The organism is Nocardia sp. NPDC049190 (genome assembly GCF_040648115.1).
Classification (GTDB): Bacteria; Actinomycetota; Actinomycetes; order Mycobacteriales; family Mycobacteriaceae; genus Nocardia.
In genome coordinates this window covers 118,394-134,362 of the sequence record NZ_JBEZDE010000013.1, presented here as the reverse complement: position 1 = coordinate 134,362, position 15,969 = coordinate 118,394, and the positions used below count along the sequence as shown (strand labels likewise).

Genomic DNA, 15,969 nt, shown 5'->3' with positions numbered 1-15,969 from the left:
GCCGGCTACCCGCCGCCGTACGGCGGCAGCTGGGGTAACGGCTCGGCGAGTAGCCAGGAATCCCAGAGCGGGCGTAGCGGCATCAGGCTGTAGTGCCCGGCCAGATCAGTGAATTCCTCCGTGGTCACCAGAGCGTGGCGATAGCGCATCGTCCACTCCCGTAGCAGCTCGAAGAACGCGGTATCGCCCAGTTCCAGCCGCAATGCGTGCAAGGTCAGCGCGCCACGCTTGTACACGCGGTCATCGAACATTCGCAGCGGTCCCGGGTCGCCGACCACGATGTCCTGCGGCTCGCGCGCCAAATTGTGCCGCGCGGCCCTGGCCAACTGATCGGCGCTCGGTCCGCCCGCCGCCTCCGACCAGATCCACTCCGCGTAACAGGCGAAGCCTTCGTGCAGCCAGATGTCGCGCCACTGCCGGATGGTCAGGCTGTTTCCGAACCACTGGTGGGCCAGCTCGTGCGCGACCAGCCGCTCGGCGCCGCGACGACCGTCGCAATGGTTGGCGCCGAAGACGGAGATACCTTGCGCTTCGATCGGGATCTCCAGCTCGTCATCGGTCACCACCACGGTGTATCCCTCGAACGGGTAGGGACCGAACTTTTCGGTGAAGACCTCGAGCATCTGCGGCTGACGGGCGAAGTCGTGGTCGAAGTTGGCGCGCAACCGGGGCGGAATGACCGCCTGCATCGGCACCGAGTCGTGCGGGGGGTCGATGCGATGCTTGCGGTAGGGGCCGATCTGGATAGTCGCCAGATAGCTCGACATCGGCTCGGACTGTTCGTACACCCACGTGGTTTGGCTGGCCTTGGCCTGCTTGCGCAGCAGGATGCCGTTGGCCAGCGCGTAGTACGGCGAGTCGGTGGTGATCGAAATCCGATAGGTCGCTTTGGAACTCGGGTGGTCGTCGCAAGGAAACCAGGAGGCGGCGCCGTTGGGCTGATTGGCCACGAGCACCCCCTCGGTCAACTCCTCCCAGCCGACCTCTCCCCATGGGCCGCGCACCGGTCGTGGGATGCCGCCGTACCGCACCACCAGCGACAGCACGCCACCCGCCGGAATCCGTTGCTGCGGTGTGACCACCAGCTTGCTGTGCTGGTGGATGTATTTCGCCGCCTTGACCCCGTTGACGAACACCTTCGAGACGACCAGCGACTGAGCAAGGTCGAAGGCGAACCTCGGGCGCACGGCGGTGGTCACCGCGGTGATCGTGGCCCGGCCGGTCAGTCGGTTGCTGGCTACCTTGTAGATCAACTCGAGTTCGTACCGGGATACGCGATAGCCCCGATTGCCGTTCTGCGGTAGGTACTCATCGATGGGGGCCTCGTAGAACTTGCCCGGCATCAGCGTGCCCCGGGATCGCCTGTGAACCAGGGCGCGATCGGGTTGCCCCACCAGCGCGTCGAGGCAGGCACCGCGTCGCCGCGCATGACCAGGGACGCAGGACCGATGGTCGCGCCGTCGCCGAGGGCGGACGCGGGCAGCGCGACGCAGTGTGGACCGAGCGTTGCGCCAGCACCCAGACTGACGGCGTCCATGGCCATGATTCGATCGTGAAACAGGTGGGTCTGCACCACGCAACCGCGTTCCACGGTCGCGCCGTCGCCGAGAGTCACCAGGTCCGCCTCCGGTAGCCAATAGGACTCGCACCATACCCCGCGGCCGATCTGCGCGCCGAGACCGCGAAGCCAGAGGTTCAGCACGGGAGTTCCGGTCGCGGCGCGCGCGAACCACGGCGCGGCAACGGTTTCCACGAAGGTGTCGGAGACCTCGTTGCGCCACACGAATGAACTCCACAGCGGATGCTCCTCGGCGCGAATGCGCCCGACCAGCAGCCATTTCGCGGTTATCGCGCTCGCCCCGGCGACCGCGCCCGCGGTAAGCAGCACCAGTCCGCTCAGTAGCCCGGCGGCCAGGTGGCCGAGGGCCTGCGCGAGCCAGGCCAGGGTGAACAGCACTCCGAGGCCGATGGCGAAGGTGACCAGAACCGGGATCAAGCGGCAGGTTTCGATGATGCCGCGGGCGACCCGCAGCCGCGCGGGCGGGTTGAACGTGCGCGCGGCGTCGGTGTTCTCCGTCGCGCGTCGTAGCCGGACCGGTGGGCTGCCCAGCCAGGACGAGCCTGCCTTCGCCTTGGATGGCGCCGCCGACAACACCGCCACCAGTCCGTTCTTCGGAACTCGGCGGCCAGGCGCGGTCATCCCGGAGTTGCCGAGGAAGGCGCGCTTGCCGACTTTCGCCTCACCGATGCGCAGCCAGCCACCGCCGAGTTCGTAGCTGGCGATCATGGTGTCGTCCGCGAGGAACGCCCCGTCGGCGACCGTGGTGAATTTCGGTAGCAGCAGCACCGTGGACACCTCGACGCTCTTGCCGATCTTCGCGCCGAGCAAACGCAGCCACAGCGGCGTGAGCAGGCTCGCGTACAGCGGAAACAGGAATGTGCGCGCGGAATCGAGCAGCCGCTCGGTAGCCCAGGCCTGCCAGCCGACGCGGCTACGCACCGGGTGATACCCCTCGGCCAGGCCGATACCGAGCAGTCGGACGGCGATGATGGTCGCCGCCGCGTAGACGCCGAGGCTGAGCAGGGTCGCGATCGGCAGAATCGCGAAGGCGCGCACCGAACCGTCCGCCAAGGTACGGGTATCCCGGATGAACCAGGCGATGAACGCACCGCCCGCGCCGAGGCCGAGGATCGGCACCGCGGCCAGCAGTACCGACGTGACGCCGAAGATGCCGACCCAATGCGCGGCGCGGTCCGGCGTGGTCGGCGGCCAGCGATGCCGGGCCCTACCGACCTTCACGGCGGGCGAGCCGGCCCACTCCTGTTCGGCTTTCACCTTGCCCGACACCGCCGAGCCGGGTGCGATCTCGGCGTTCTTACCGATCTTCGTGCCGGGCAACAGGATCGATCGGGAACCGACGACCGCGCCTGGGCCGATGACGATCGGACCGAGATGGACCACATCGCCATCGATCCAGTAACCGGACAGGTCGACTTCCGGTTCCACGCTGCATCCGTCGCCGAGTTGGAGCATGCCGGTCACCGGTGGAAGGGTGTGCAGGTCTACGCCTTTGCCGATCGTCGCGCCGAGCGCACGCGCGAACGGCACCATCCACGGCGCGCCGGAGAGATTCTCGGCGCCGCTGGCCTCCGACAGCCGGACCGCCGCCCAGAGCCGCAGATGGACCGAGCCGCCCCGACGATAACGGCCGGGTCGGACGCCACGCAGCAGCAGCCGGGCGCCGCCCACACAGATCGCCATGCGGCCGGGCGGCGAGATGAACAGCAGGAACGCCGCCAGCGTCCACCACCAGGACAGCTGCGGCAGCCAGGGCAGCGAGTCGGACCAGCCCGCGATGTTGCCGACGATCGCGAGCCAGGTGAGCCACTGCAGACCGGTGAGGGTGGTCAGCGGGACGGTGGCCAATACCTGCGCTGTCTGAGCGAGTAGCGGTGTCGGGCGTACGACGCGCTCCGCGACGGCGACCGCGGGTGTGGTCTGCTCGAGCAGCTCGACGAGCGCACCGAGGCGAGGATGGTCATAGAGGTCGGCAACGGTGACCTGGGGATACCGTTCGCGCAGGGCGGTGACCAACTGGGCCGCCGCGAGCGAGCCGCCACCCAGGTCGAAGAAGTCTGTGTCGAGGTCGCCGACCTCGGCCCCGAGAACCGAATCCCACAGCCCGGCGACCCAGTGAGCGGTACCGGTCAGGTCGTTGTCGTCATCGTTGTCGTCAGCGTTGGGCAACGGCCACGGCAGTGCGTCGCGATCGACCTTGCCGGAGGTCCGGGTGGGTAACTCGTCGACCACGACGAGTCTCGGGACCAGTGCGGCCGGAAGCTGTTCGGTGAGTACGGCTCGGGCGGCTTTGCCGTCGAAGTCCGATCCTGGCCCGGTCAGGTAGCCGACCAGGAGCTGGTTGCCCGCCTTGGTGGTGCGGATCGCGGCGGCGGCGCCGGTGACGCCGGGCAGATGCTGCAACGCGCTGTCGATCTCGCCGAGTTCGATTCGGCGGCCGCCGAGTTTGATCTGATCGTCGGCGCGGCCGAGAAAGACGAGCCCGGCGCTGTCGTTGCGGACCAGGTCGCCGCTGCGGTAGGCGCGATCCCAACCGACCGACGGTAGCGCGGCATACTTCTGCGCATCCTTGGCCGGATCGAGATAGCGCGCCAGGCCGACGCCGCCGATGACCAGCTCGCCGGATTCGCCCTCCGCCACGGGGTTTCCCGACGCGTCCACGACGACCAGGTCCCAGCCGTTGAGCGGCAGCCCGATCCGAATCGGCCACCGACCGTTCAACAGCGCCGCACAGGCGACCACCGTTGTCTCGGTGGGGCCGTAGGTGTTCCACACCTCTCGGGGCGAATCACCGCTGCCAACCAGGCGTTCGGCGAGTTCGGGCGGGACGGCCTCGCCGCCGAAGATCAACAGACGCACCGCGTCCAGCGCCTCGACCGGCCAGGTTGCGGCCAGCGTCGGTACGGTCGAAACGATGCTGATCTCCCGCCGGAGCAGCCAGGGGCCGAGATCGGCGCCGGTGCGGACCAGTTCACGCGGGGCGGGCACAAGGCAGGCGCCGTTGCGCCAGGCCAGCCACATTTCCTCGCAGGAGGCGTCGAACGCTACCGAGAGACCGGCGAGGACCCGGTCACCCGGACCGATCGGTGCGCCGCGCAGGAACAGCTCGGCTTCGGCGTCGACGAACGCGGCGGCGTTGCGGTGGGTGACCGCAACGCCTTTCGGTGTTCCGGTGGAGCCCGAGGTGAAGATGATCCATGCGTCGTCGCCGGGGGCGGGCAGCGTGGTCCAGCTGTCCTCGCGCGCGGTCTGTTCCGCGGCCCGGATGCCCGCCGCCGTGGTCTCGATGCCCTCGGTGGTCACGATCGCGGTGACTCCCGCTTCGCGGAAGACCAGTTGGGCGCGCTCGTCCGGGTCGTCGGCGTCGACCGGCACATAGGCGGCGCCGGTGTACAAGACGGCGAGGATGGTGACATAGAGTCCGCGGGCGCCCGACGGCATCCGCACGCCTACCCGGTCGCCCGCGCGCACGCCCGCTGTGGCGAGCCTTGCCATGATCTTCTCGATCTCGACGACCAACTCGAGGTAGGACAGCACCACCTGACCGTCGTCGATGGCGGGGGCGTCGGGGTATGCGAGCGCCGTGGCGGTCAGGATGTCGACGAGCGTGCGGACCTCGCAAGCATGGTCGCCCCGCAGCAGCGGGCTCGCCGTCGCGTCAACCTGTGGCTGGAGCATGGCGCTCTGCCCACCTCCCATCGACCTGCCTCGCACTTCCGGTAGTTGTGTCATAGCGGGGTTACCAAAGGGCAAACACCACGGTGGCCAGTTGTCCACGGTACCCGCGGTTGTTGTCGTCGGTAGTTCACCGAACCGGTCGTGGGACCGTCTGGTGCCGTGTGCGGTCGGATCGAGTTTCGACCCGCGCGGCCCGGTAAACGCCTGGTCGCCGCAGTTCACGTAGAGTTTGCCGAATGATCGCTGGATGTGTGGACAGCGCACCCGATTCCGCCTCGATCGCCGCCGCGCGGCGGCGATCGAGGTCGGTTGCCCCGCGAACAGCGCGCGCCGCACGTCGATGGCGAACCCAGTTGACAGTTCGGGGGCGCGTCTGCCAATCTCGGGTCAGGTCATGAGTGCCAGCGTGAAGCCCCGGCTTGCTGGCCGGCAACCCTCCTCCGCGGTGGGGTGCTCCGGGTGACGACCGGGCCGACGCCTGACTGGGTGCGGCAAGCGCGGACTCGACGAACACGATCGCGGGTCCCAGAGCCGACGGGATTTACGTGATGACCTCTGCTGTCGACAACACTTGTGCCGCACTCGCCCGGGTCTCCGGTGACGACCTCCAGGTGCCGCTAGTGCAGGGCGGGACGACCACCTACGCCAACTTCGACTACGCGGCGAGCGCGCCCGCGCTGGCGCAGGTCACCGATCGGGTGCAGCAGCTGCTGCCGTTCTACGCGAGTGTGCACCGCGGCGCGGGCTACGCCTCGCGGATCACCACCGAGTGCTATGAGGCTGCTCGCGGTTCGGTGACCAGGTTCCTCGACGCTGCCGACGATCAGGTCGTGGTATTCACCCGCAATACGACCGACTCGCTGAACCTGCTCGCCGCGTGCGTTCCCGGCGAGACGGTGGTGTTGGACATCGAGCACCACGCCAATTTCCTGCCCTGGACCGAACACGGCCGCCGCGTCGTTCGGGCCGCCGACACCGTCGAAGAGACCATCGGCAGGCTGGTCGCCGAGCTGTGCAGCAGGCCGGCCGCGTTGCTCGCGGTGACGGGCGCGTCCAACGTGACCGGTGAGGTGCTTCCGCTGGACCGGCTGGCCATCATCGCGCACCAGTGCGGTGCCCGGATTCTGGTCGACGCAGCGCAGTTGGCGCCGCACCGGCGAATCAGTCTGCGCGAGAGCAGCATCGACTATCTGGCTTTTTCCGGACACAAGCTGTACGCGCCGTTCGGGGCGGGTGTGCTGGTCGGCCGCCGCGACTGGCTCGATGCGGCCGAACCGTACCTGGCCGGAGGCGGGGCGGTGCTCGAGGTGAGTGCGACCCGCGCCGAGTGGGCTTCGGCTCCACAGCGGCACGAGGCGGGATCGCCGAACGTTCTCGGCGCCGCCGCGCTGGCTGCCGCCTGTGACACGTTCTGCACGATCGACGCCGAAACCCTTGCCGCCCAAGAGGATCGGCTCGCCGACCGCCTCCGCGACGGCCTTGCCGCGATCGATGGTGTGCGCTTGCTGCGTATCTGGACCGATAGTCCCGACGTTGTCGGCATTGTCGCTTTCACCCTGGACGGATTCGTGCCAGGCCACGTCGCCGCCTACCTCTCCGCCGAACACGGTATCGGTGTCCGGGACGGACGCTTCTGCGCGCACCCACTGCTCACCCGCCTCGGGCTGGATGGGGCCCTGCGCGCCAGCATCGGTCTCGGTACCACCGCCGCCGATGTGGATCGGCTCGTCGGGGCCGTCGCCGCTCTCGTTCGCACCGGCCCTGCCTGGGAGTACGCCGCCACCAACGGTTTGTGGAACCCCACCCCCGAAACGCGCCCCTTCCGCTCCACCGCCCCTGCCGGCGCCGCCCCCTGCCTGATCGGCTGAGGGCCGCGGTGTCCCGATCAGGGCAATGCGAGCGGATATTCTCGGCGTACTGAAGTACCCGACCTCGAGGTGGACGCATGAGCACGCTCCCTGCCTGGGCCGTCGACCCGGGTGCGCTTCTGATCACCGAGGAGGGCTACGCGGCTCTTCCGGACGACATCCAACGGCAGATCGAGGTGGTCGACGGCCACGTAATCGTATGCCGCGGCGGAACCTTCCAGCACAATAACGTCGAATAACGTCGCCCGGCGACTGGCGAATGCCCTGGAGCGGGCAAGCCCGGCCGAGCCGTGCACCGGCGTCGTCACCGATTTCGAGATGCACTACCTCCGGAGTCGCCCGGCGAGCCCCGGGTTCTCGTTCCGCCGTCCGGATGTCGCGCTACATCGCCGCATCGAGGGTGACCGGAAGTTGACGACCGCGGACGTACTGCTGGTGGTCGAGGTGGTCTCGTCGGGATCCGAGTACGCCGACTCGGTGGACAAGTGTGCGGAATACGCGAACGAGGGAATTCCGATTTACCTGATCGCGCACTTGGACGCCGATCGAAAAGTGAAGATTATCCAGGAATACCGCCTGGATTGGGCCAGTCGCAGTTACCGGCTTTCGGAAACGCATCAGGACGTGCTCGGACTGACCGACCCATTTCCGGTCGAGGTCGACTTCGCCGCCTTGGACGGCGCCTGAGTCGGTCAGTCACCCAGCGACGTCGGGCGGTAATAGCGCCCGTCGTAGTAGAGCAGCGGGGCGGCGGCGGGCTTCTGATCGGTGTTGTCGTGCACTCGGGTGACCAGGCCGGCGACCACGGTGTGGTCGCCGATGGGGATGAGTCGGTGCACGGTGGCGCGCAACCAGATGGGAGTGCCGTGCAGGACCGGTTCGCCGGTGTCCAGCGTGGTCCACAGCGAGTGGTCGCTGAAGCGCTCGTCGGCGTTGCTGGAAAAGCGGTGGGCCAGGTGCTGCTGGTGTTCGCCCAGGAAGTGAATGACCACGGACTCGGCGTCCAGCAGTGCGGACAGGCTGGAGGAGGTGTGTGCGATGTTGAACGAGACCAGCGGGGGCGCCAGTGACAGCGAGGCGAACGACGTCGCGGTGAAGCCGATCGGCCCCCGCGGCGAGGACAGTGTGACGACGGTGACGCCCGCGGGGTAGTGGCGCATGGAGGTGCGGTACTGCTCAGCGGTGATTCCGCTCAGATCATCGGGGATCCGGAATTCCGTCTCGGGCCGGGGTGCTTCGGTCACATGACGAAACTACGCGTGGACCAGGCGTGGTGGGCCGAGTACATGGTCGTTCGGTGTCGCGGCCCGCTCGCCGACTCAATCCATGTCGATCGCGAGGCCCGCGGTGATCCGCACCAATTCGCGGAACGACGTGCGGAAAATGGTGTTCGGATGCCCGCCGGCGGCCCAGACCTCGCGGTGCGCGGACAGCGCGTTGTCCACCCAGGTCGGCAGGTTGGTCGGATGGCCGACCGGTGCGACTCCGCCGATCGGCTGTCCGGTGACCGCACGGACCAGGTCTGCGGGCGCGCGAGTCAGCTTTCCTTCCAGGCGCGCGCCGGTGTTCGACACGTCGACCTGGTGTGCGCCGGAGACCAGCAACAGCACCGGTTCGTCATCGAGCAGAAAAACCAGCGATTTCGTGATGGCCCCCACATCGACGCCGAGCGCCCGCGCCGCGTCGAGGGCGGTATGCGTCGGCGTGGACTGGGTGAGAATGAGGCCGTGATGCCCACGGGCGATGAGGGTGTCCGCGACCCGGCAGGCTACCGGTGACAACAACGACCTGCGCATGGAACCAGGGTAGAGCGATTGCGTGCGGTCCGTCGGGTGAGCCGGAATGCCGATCAGTAATCCGGGTAGCCCTCGACCGGACCGAGCATTCCCCCGATCCGGGTGCGGGTGATTCGTGCGAGCTCGGTCAGGTTGTGCTCCGAGACCCGTTCGTGCACAACCGCTTCGAAGGCGTGGTCGATGTCCCGCTGGGACAGTGCGAGCAGTTCGACGTCGGCCTTGCTCAACAGCGCGTCTCGGTTGGCGTAGGGACGGGCGTCGGCCAGCGTCGCCGCCCACGTCACATTGCTGCAGCACTCGTAGAGCGCGTGCACCGCGCGACCGCGCGATATCTCGTTGAACCGGTCGAGACCGATTCCCTGGTGCAGCAGCATGGTCGTCTCCGAACCTCAGAATCGCGGTGTTTTGACATGACCATGATCCGTCGCGCCGTGAACCTGGAACCAGTGCGTTGCTACGAATTTGCGCAGGATTTACACGCTCCGCGGTCTTCTTGGCGAGTTCGATACGACGGACGGTCCCGGTGGCCGGGGTACCGGTGCCGCGCCGTCTCGATACGCTGTACGAATGACTGACTGGCAGGCTTTCACCGTTGAAGCGAAGGATCACGTCGCGCAGGTCACGTTGCTCGGTCCCGGCAAGGGGAACGCGATGGGCCCGGATTTCTGGCGGGAGTTGCCGGAGGTGTTCCACGCGCTCGACGCCGACCCCGGGGTTCGCGCGGTTGTGTTGACCGGATCGGGCAAGAACTTCTCTTACGGGCTCGACCTGCCCGCGATGAGCGGCACGTTCGGGCCGGTGCTCGCCGACCGGGCTCTGGCCGAGCCACGCACCGCCTTGCTGCGCGACGTGCGCACGATGCAAGCGGCGGTCACGGCGGTCGCGGACTGCCGCAAGCCGGTGATCGCGGCGGTGTCCGGCTGGTGCATCGGTGGCGGCCTCGACCTGATCGCGGCCGCCGACGTCCGCTACGCGAGCGCGGACGCCAAGTTCAGCTTGCGGGAGGCCAAGGTCGCGATCGTTGCCGATATCGGGTCGCTGCATCGGCTGCCCGGCATCATCGGGGAGGGGCACTTGCGCGAGCTCGCCTACACCGCCAAGGACATCGACGCCGTGCGCGCGGAGAAGATCGGTTTGGTCAACGACGTCTTCCCGGACCAGGAAGCGGTACTGGACGCGGCGCACGCGACCGCGCGCGAGATCGCGGCGAACCCACCGCTGGTGGTGCAGGGCGTCAAGGATGTGCTGGATCAGCGGCGTAAGGACGAGGTCGCCGCCGGCCTGCGCTACGTCTCCGCCTGGAATGCCGCGTTCCTTCCCTCCGAGGACCTCACCGAGGCGATCAAGGCCGTGTTCGAGAAGCGCGCGCCAGAATTCAAGGGCCAGTAAGCCGTCTGCAGAGTTGCCCCGGAACTGACCCCCTCGCATACTTGCGTCGCGCAACTAATTGATGGATGCAAATAAAGGTGTGATGACGTGGATGCTGTGGATGATCAGTCGATCGACACGATCGCTGCTCAACTCATCCGGTTGGGTCGGATCCGTGACCGCACGGCGGCACAGCTCAGCGGGCTGACCAAGGGGGGTCTCGACCCGGCCGCATTCGAGACCCTCTTCCGGCTGCTGTGCGACGGGCCGATGCGCTCGGGAGCGCTGGCCGAAGCGCTGTACTCCGACGCGTCGACGATCAGCCGTCAGGTCGCCCAGCTGGTCGAACGTCGGCTGGTCGAGCGGCTGGCCGACCCGGCCGACGGCCGCGCCACCGTGCTCGCCGTGACCGATCACGGTCGCGCGGTCGCCGAACAGATCCGTCGCCGCCGCACCGAGAGCCTCGCCACGGTGCTGGCGGCCTGGACTCCGGAGTCCACAGCGGCCTTCGCCGATCTGCTGCGGCAGTTCGTCGACGATTTCGAGCTCGCCCGCCCCGGAATGGTGGCCGCGATGCGCCGCCGTTGGGCCGACCCCACCCGGACGGAGCACGACTCATGACCGGGTCGGACACCACGCCGGCGCCTGCCGCTTTCACCCATCGCCAGATCCTGGCGATCCTCGGCGGCCTGATGCTGGGCCTGCTGCTGGCCGCGCTGGACCAGACGATCGTGTCGACCGCAATCCGCACCATCGCCGACGACCTCGACGGCTACGCGTTGCAGGCGTGGGCCACCACCGCCTACCTGATCACCGCGACGTTGGCGACACCGCTGTAGGGCAAGTTGTCCGACATGTACGGCCGCAAGCCGTTCTTCATGGCGGCCATCGCGATTTCGTGCTCGGCTCGCTGCTGTGCAGTTTCGCGGAGTCGATGTACCAGCTCGCGGCGTTCCGCGCGTTTCAGGGGCTCGGTGCCGGCGGGCTGATGTCGCTGGCGCTGACCATCATCGGCGATATCGTCGCGCCGCGCGAGCGAGCCAAGTACCAGGGTTACTTCCTCGCGGTGTTCGGCACCTCGAGCGTGATCGGCCCGGTGCTCGGCGGCCTGTTCGCGGGGCAGGACAGCATCCTCGGCGTGAGCGGCTGGCGCTGGGTATTCCTGGTGAACGTGCCGATCGGCCTGATCGCCCTCGCGGTCGTGTCCCGAGTGCTGACATTGCCGGAACGAGCACGGTCCACCGACCGGGTGGACTGGTGGGGCACGGTGGTTTTGGCGATCGGTCTTGTCCCGCTGCTCATCGTCGCCGAACAGGGGCGTGTGTGGGCTGGGACAGTGAGCGGTCGGTCGCCTGCTATCTGATCGGTGGCGCTCGGTGTCCTCGGCTTCGTTCTGGTGGAGAAGAGGTTGGGGGACGCGGCGCTGATCCCGCTACGGATCTTCGGTAACACGACGTTCGCGCTCGGCGTGGTGATCTCGTTCGTGGTCGGTGCGGCGATGTTCGGCGGCATCTCGCTGCTGCCGCAGTATCTGCAGGTGGTGCGCGGCGCAGGCCCGACGCTGGCCGGTCTGGAGATGCTGCCGATGGTGCTCGGACTGATGACGGGCTCGGTCGTTTCTGGCCAGCTGATCTCGCGTACCGGACGCTACCGTGCTTTCCCGCTGATCGGTGCGACGATGCTGACGCTCGGACTGTTCCTGCTGCACTACCTGGACGCCGACAGCCCACTGTGGCTGGTCATGATCTTCATGGTGTGTACCGGCTTCGGGCTCGGCAATCTCATGCAGCCGCTGACCCTGGCGCTGCAGAACGCGTTGCCGCCCAAGGACATGGGCGTATCGACCGCGGCCGCCACTTTCTTCCGGCAGATCGGTGGCACGCTCGGCGTAGCGGTGTTCCTTTCGATCCTTTTCGCGCAGCTGACCGCGAACATTTCCGCCGAGATGCGGTCGGCGGCCACCGACCCGACCTTCCAGTACGCCGTGCTCGCGGGCGCGCGCAGCGCGAACCCCGCTGATGCCGCACTGTCCAAAGGGCTACTGGCGCAAGACACTTCGGCGGCCGGGGAGGTACTGCACGACAGCTCGATCATCCAGGAGCTGAACCCGGATCTGGCTCGGCCGTTCGAGGTCGGTTTCGCCGAGTCGATGTCCACGGTGTTCCTGTCGGCGACCGGTGTCGCGCTGCTCGCGCTGATTCTGGTGGTGTTCTGGCGGGAGGTGCCGTTGCGCAAGGTCGGTGGGATCCAGGCGGCGAACGATGATGCCGACACGGGGCAGGACGGCGAGGTCGAAAGCTGATCGAGAGCGGTCGGGCGCGGTGCGCCCGGAAACGCCGGCGCGGGGTAGCCGGAAAGTACCGGACTACCCCGCCGCGCAGTTCGGGACGGTCAGTGTCCGCCGTGCTCCTTCAGCCGTTGGATCGATGCCTCGACCTCGGCCTCGGCCTCGGCGCGGCCCACCCACTCCGAGCCCTTGACGAATTTGCCGGGCTCGAGGTCCTTGTAGCGCTCGAAGAAGTGCTTGATCGCGGCCAGTTCGAACTCCGGGACGTCCTTCAGATCCTGGATGTGATCCCAGCGCGGGTCGCCCGCGGGCACGCACAGGATCTTGTCGTCACCGCCTGCCTCGTCGGTCATCTTGTACATCGCGACCGGACGGGCCTCCACGATCACGCCGGGGAACACCGAGTCGGGCAGCAGGACCAGCGCGTCCAACGGGTCGCCGTCTTCGCCGAGGGTGTTCTCGATGTAACCGTAGTCGGCGGGATAGACCATGGACGTGTACAGGAACCGGTCGAGCCGGACCCGCCCGGTTTCGTGATCGACCTCGTACTTGTTACGGGAACCTTTGGGGATCTCGATAGTGACGTCGAACTCCACGCCATCTCCTTCAATGCATCGGTGCCGAGTCCCGACGACTCGACTTCTCATCGGCGGCTGTCGACTCGGCCGCTGTGGAGTGTGCCGACTCGCCAGGTTGTTCGGGGGAACAGTTGCGCAACGAGGATAGTGTGATCGGCGGGGACATGGGTGCGGCAGGCGGCTGCCGCGGAAATCAGGAGAGCAACGTCGACGTGTCTGGTCGGAACAAGAACATCGGTGGGCTGGCCGCCCGGCGGCGACGGAAGACCTGGATCGCAGGAGCGACCGTGTTGGCGGTGGTGCTCGGGGGCGGCATCGGGGCGTTACTCGCGCTGCGGCCGTGGACCGACGAGTTCCGCCACGGCGGGCTGACCATTTCCGCGCCGCCCGCGGCGGTCGAGTCGTCTCCACAAGTCGGCCCGGCCCGCTCGAACGCGCCCGCACCGAGCCCCGCGGGTATCGCGGCCGCGCTCGCCCCCGTGGTCGGCAACCCGGACCTCGGCGTGTTCGCGGGCCAGGTGACCGATGCCGCCAGCGCTACGGTGCTGTGGAGTGGTGACGCGAACACGCCGATGATCCCGTCGTCGACAGCCAAGATCCTCACGACCGCGGCCGCGCTGCTGGCGCTGCCCGCCGATCACCGGGTGACCACTGCGGTGGTCACCGGATCGGCGCCGAACGAGTTGGTGCTGGTCGGTGGTGGCGATCCGACGCTCACCGCGGAGCCCGACGGCAAGGGCTACTACCCGAACGGCCCACGGCTGTCCGATCTGGTGGCGCAGATCAGGTCCGCGGGCCGCCCGGTGGACACGATCGTGGTCGACACTTCCGCCTACGAGGGCCCGACCATGGCGCAAGGGTGGGACCCGGTCGACATCGGTGACGGGTCTATCGCTCCGATGGAGTCGGTGATGATCGACGGTGGCCGCCTGCAGCCGCTCGTGGAATACTCCCCGCGCACCGTGACGCCCGCCTTGGATGCCGGGCGGCGACTGGCCGGTGACCTTGGTCTCGACCCGGCCCGGGTCAGGGTGGGGACCGCACCGCCCGGCGCGGCCGAGGTCGCGAGCGTGCGGTCGGCGCCCCTGCGCGACCGACTGCACGACACGATGGTTCATTCCGACAATGTGCTCGCAGAGGCGATCGGCCGGGAGATCGCGCAGGCGACCGGCGGCGAGGCGTCGTTCAGCGGCGCGGTCGCCGCGACGAGCGCGGCGCTGAGCAAAGCCGGATTCGACCTGACCGGTCTGGTCATGCACGACAGCAGCGGGCTCTCGGTCGACGATCGGACTCCCGCGCGGTTGCTCGATCGGATCATCGCGACCGCGGCCGAGCCGAACGGCGCCACCGCGGTGCAACCGGTCGGTACAAAGGCCAAGCCGCAGAGCGACCGGCTCGCGATCACGCTGGCCCCGCTGCTCGACGACCTGCCGGTCGCCGGCGGCACGGGCTCGCTGACCAGCCGTTATGTCACCCAGAATCGCAATGGCGCCGGGTGGGTGCGCGCCAAGACCGGAACTCTGTCGGTGTCCAGCGCGTTGGTCGGATATGTGCTGGACGCCGATGGGCGGGTGCTGACCTTCGCTCTGATGTCGAACGATAGGCCGCCGGAGGCGAGCAGGCCCGCGCTGGACGCGATCGCAAGCACGTTGCGTAACTGTGGATGCTCATGACGGGTGGATGATCATGGACCAAGAAGGTTCCGACACAGCCGAATCCGGTCCCGTGGCCGCGCTGGAGCGGCACAAGGGACGGTCGGTGCTGTCCGGGGTGATCGACTGGCAAGTGGCCGCGAAAACCGGCTCGGCGCTGGTGCCCTCGGGGCCGCGCACCTCGCGCTATTCGGCCGAGCGGGTTGTCGCGGAACTGGCGGTCGCCTCCGAACGCGCCGAAGGACCTGTCCGTGCGGTGACCGGGCTACTGGACGACCGACCGGTGCCCACTGCCAGGATCGTCGACCGACCCGGCTGGATCGGGGCCGCCGCCGACTCCATGGCCCAGCTCACCGGAAGCGACACGGCGTCGGCCACCCGCAAGCGGTTTGCGGGCAAACCAGCGGGTGTGCAGGCGGGCGCGATGCTCGCCTTCCTGTCCACCGCGATCCTCGGCCAGTACGACCCGTTCACCGGGCCGGACGGCACGCTGCTGCTGGTCGCGCCGAACATCGTGGCCGTGGAGCGCGCGCTCGGAGTGTCGCCGAGCGATTTTCGACTCTGGGTCTGTCTTCACGAGGTGACCCATCGGGTGCAGTTCTCCTCGGCGCCTTGGCTTGCCGAGTACATGCGCGCCAATGTCGAGGTGCTCGGCGAAGTGGGTGACGAACCACTGACTGAGATGCTTTCTCGGCTGGTCGCCGAAGTGCGCGACCGACGCCACAGCGCTATCCCCGACGATCCGGCGGCGCGCGGCGTAGTCGGCCTGCTGCGCGCCACTCAGGCGCCGCCGCAGCGCGAGGCGCTGGATCGCCTGCTCATGCTGGGCACGCTGTTGGAAGGGCACGCCGATCACGTCATGGACGCGGTCGGTCCGTCGGTCGTCCCGTCGGTCGAGCAGATCCGAACCGCCTTCGATCAGCGGCGCAAGCGTCCGACAAACCCGGTGCAGCGGATCCTGCGCGCCTTACTCGGTGTGGATGCGAAGGTCGCGCAGTACGTGCGTGGCAAGGCCTTCGTGGACGAGGTGGTCGGCAGCGTCGGCATGGCCCGGTTCAACACCGTGTGGACCGATGCCGAGACGCTGCCCAGGGTCGACGAGATCGAGGATCCGCAGCGCTGGATCGGCCGGGTACTGGGGTAGCGGCAGGTAGCAGGGCCGC

General features: G+C 68.0%; 13 protein-coding genes, 1 pseudogene and 1 riboswitch. Of the genes and pseudogenes, 8 read left to right on the top strand and 6 right to left on the bottom strand.

All coding sequences use genetic code 11. The features are described 5' to 3' along the window. Positions 1-5: 5 nt before the first annotated feature. Both AB0B25_RS14425 and AB0B25_RS14420 read right to left on the bottom strand, forming a co-directional pair. Complete coding sequence (locus AB0B25_RS14425; protein WP_357178500.1) at positions 6-1,343, bottom strand: M1 family metallopeptidase; 1,338 nt, start codon at positions 1,341-1,343, stop codon at positions 6-8. Beyond that, positions 1,343-5,257, bottom strand: a complete 3,915-nt coding sequence (locus AB0B25_RS14420) for a Pls/PosA family non-ribosomal peptide synthetase (RefSeq protein WP_357178497.1) — start codon at positions 5,255-5,257, stop codon at positions 1,343-1,345. Before AB0B25_RS14420 ends, AB0B25_RS14425 begins: the two co-directional genes overlap by 1 nt. Positions 5,258-5,647: 390 nt before the next feature. Then, positions 5,648-5,761, top strand: a riboswitch (SAM riboswitch). Positions 5,762-5,805: 44 nt separating this feature from the next. Here AB0B25_RS14420 and AB0B25_RS14415 point away from each other — a divergent pair. From AB0B25_RS14415 to AB0B25_RS14405, 3 genes are all read left to right on the top strand, one after another. Continuing rightward, positions 5,806-7,125, top strand: coding sequence for an aminotransferase class V-fold PLP-dependent enzyme (locus tag AB0B25_RS14415; RefSeq protein ID WP_357178494.1), 1,320 nt, complete (start codon positions 5,806-5,808; stop codon positions 7,123-7,125). Between the two features lie 77 nt (positions 7,126-7,202). Beyond that, positions 7,203-7,364, top strand: a complete 162-nt coding sequence (locus tag AB0B25_RS14410) for a hypothetical protein (RefSeq protein ID WP_357178491.1) — start codon at positions 7,203-7,205, stop codon at positions 7,362-7,364. Continuing rightward, the gene (locus AB0B25_RS14405; protein WP_357178620.1) at positions 7,351-7,812 is read left to right on the top strand and encodes a Uma2 family endonuclease; all 462 of its coding nucleotides are present in this window, start codon (positions 7,351-7,353) and stop codon (positions 7,810-7,812) included. The genes AB0B25_RS14410 and AB0B25_RS14405 overlap by 14 nt, the downstream gene beginning before the upstream one ends. A 5-nt stretch (positions 7,813-7,817) precedes the next feature. Here AB0B25_RS14405 and AB0B25_RS14400 read toward each other — a convergent pair whose 3' ends face one another. The 3 genes from AB0B25_RS14400 to AB0B25_RS14390 form a co-directional block, all read right to left on the bottom strand. Beyond that, positions 7,818-8,369 (bottom strand): flavin reductase family protein, encoded by a 552-nt coding sequence (locus AB0B25_RS14400; RefSeq protein WP_357178488.1) that lies wholly within the window; start codon positions 8,367-8,369, stop codon positions 7,818-7,820. 75 nt (positions 8,370-8,444) lie between these two features. After that, positions 8,445-8,921 (bottom strand): YbaK/EbsC family protein, encoded by a 477-nt coding sequence (locus AB0B25_RS14395; protein WP_357178486.1) that lies wholly within the window; start codon positions 8,919-8,921, stop codon positions 8,445-8,447. A 53-nt stretch (positions 8,922-8,974) separates the two neighbouring features. After that, positions 8,975-9,295 (bottom strand): 2-oxo-4-hydroxy-4-carboxy-5-ureidoimidazoline decarboxylase, encoded by a 321-nt coding sequence (locus tag AB0B25_RS14390; RefSeq protein WP_357178483.1) that lies wholly within the window; start codon positions 9,293-9,295, stop codon positions 8,975-8,977. Between the two features lie 193 nt (positions 9,296-9,488). On the opposite strand from AB0B25_RS14390, the gene AB0B25_RS14385 reads away from it, so the two are divergent. The 3 genes and pseudogenes from AB0B25_RS14385 (at position 9,489) to AB0B25_RS14375 (ending at position 12,591) form a co-directional block, all read left to right on the top strand. Further along, a complete protein-coding gene (locus AB0B25_RS14385; RefSeq protein WP_357178480.1) occupies positions 9,489-10,310 on the top strand; it encodes a crotonase/enoyl-CoA hydratase family protein in 822 nt (273 codons plus the stop codon). Between the two features lie 87 nt (positions 10,311-10,397). Then, positions 10,398-10,910 (top strand): MarR family transcriptional regulator, encoded by a 513-nt coding sequence (locus AB0B25_RS14380; protein ID WP_357178477.1) that lies wholly within the window; start codon positions 10,398-10,400, stop codon positions 10,908-10,910. After that, positions 10,907-12,591, top strand: a pseudogene (locus AB0B25_RS14375) (MDR family MFS transporter). Before AB0B25_RS14380 ends, AB0B25_RS14375 begins: the two are co-directional and overlap by 4 nt. An 89-nt stretch (positions 12,592-12,680) precedes the next feature. Here the strand turns inward: AB0B25_RS14375 and AB0B25_RS14370 are convergent. After that, on the bottom strand, positions 12,681-13,172 hold the full coding sequence (locus AB0B25_RS14370; RefSeq protein ID WP_357178474.1) for an inorganic diphosphatase: 492 nt from the start codon (positions 13,170-13,172) through the stop codon (positions 12,681-12,683). Between the two features lie 215 nt (positions 13,173-13,387). On the opposite strand from AB0B25_RS14370, the gene dacB reads away from it, so the two are divergent. Both dacB and AB0B25_RS14360 read left to right on the top strand, forming a co-directional pair. After that, positions 13,388-14,827 carry a D-alanyl-D-alanine carboxypeptidase/D-alanyl-D-alanine-endopeptidase gene (dacB, locus tag AB0B25_RS14365; protein WP_357178617.1) on the top strand — a complete coding sequence of 480 codons (1,440 nt, stop codon included), beginning with the start codon at positions 13,388-13,390 and terminating at the stop codon, positions 14,825-14,827. 13 nt (positions 14,828-14,840) lie between these two features. Then, positions 14,841-15,950, top strand: coding sequence for a zinc-dependent metalloprotease (locus tag AB0B25_RS14360; protein WP_357178471.1), 1,110 nt, complete (start codon positions 14,841-14,843; stop codon positions 15,948-15,950). Positions 15,951-15,969 lie beyond the last annotated feature (19 nt).

What these genes read in the sequence shown, in the direction of transcription:
- AB0B25_RS14425 (WP_357178500.1), bottom strand. Translation starts at nt 1,343, where the DNA reads ATGCCGGGCAAGTTCTACGAGGCCCCCATCGATGAGTACCTACCGCAG.
- AB0B25_RS14420 (WP_357178497.1), bottom strand. Translation starts at nt 5,257, where the DNA reads ATGCTCCAGCCACAGGTTGACGCGACGGCGAGCCCGCTGCTGCGGGGC.
- AB0B25_RS14415 (WP_357178494.1), top strand. Translation starts at nt 5,806, where the DNA reads ATGACCTCTGCTGTCGACAACACTTGTGCCGCACTCGCCCGGGTCTCC.
- AB0B25_RS14410 (WP_357178491.1), top strand. Translation starts at nt 7,203, where the DNA reads ATGAGCACGCTCCCTGCCTGGGCCGTCGACCCGGGTGCGCTTCTGATC.
- AB0B25_RS14395 (WP_357178486.1), bottom strand. Translation starts at nt 8,921, where the DNA reads ATGCGCAGGTCGTTGTTGTCACCGGTAGCCTGCCGGGTCGCGGACACC.
- AB0B25_RS14390 (WP_357178483.1), bottom strand. Translation starts at nt 9,295, where the DNA reads ATGCTGCTGCACCAGGGAATCGGTCTCGACCGGTTCAACGAGATATCG.
- AB0B25_RS14385 (WP_357178480.1), top strand. Translation starts at nt 9,489, where the DNA reads ATGACTGACTGGCAGGCTTTCACCGTTGAAGCGAAGGATCACGTCGCG.
- AB0B25_RS14360 (WP_357178471.1), top strand. Translation starts at nt 14,841, where the DNA reads ATGGACCAAGAAGGTTCCGACACAGCCGAATCCGGTCCCGTGGCCGCG.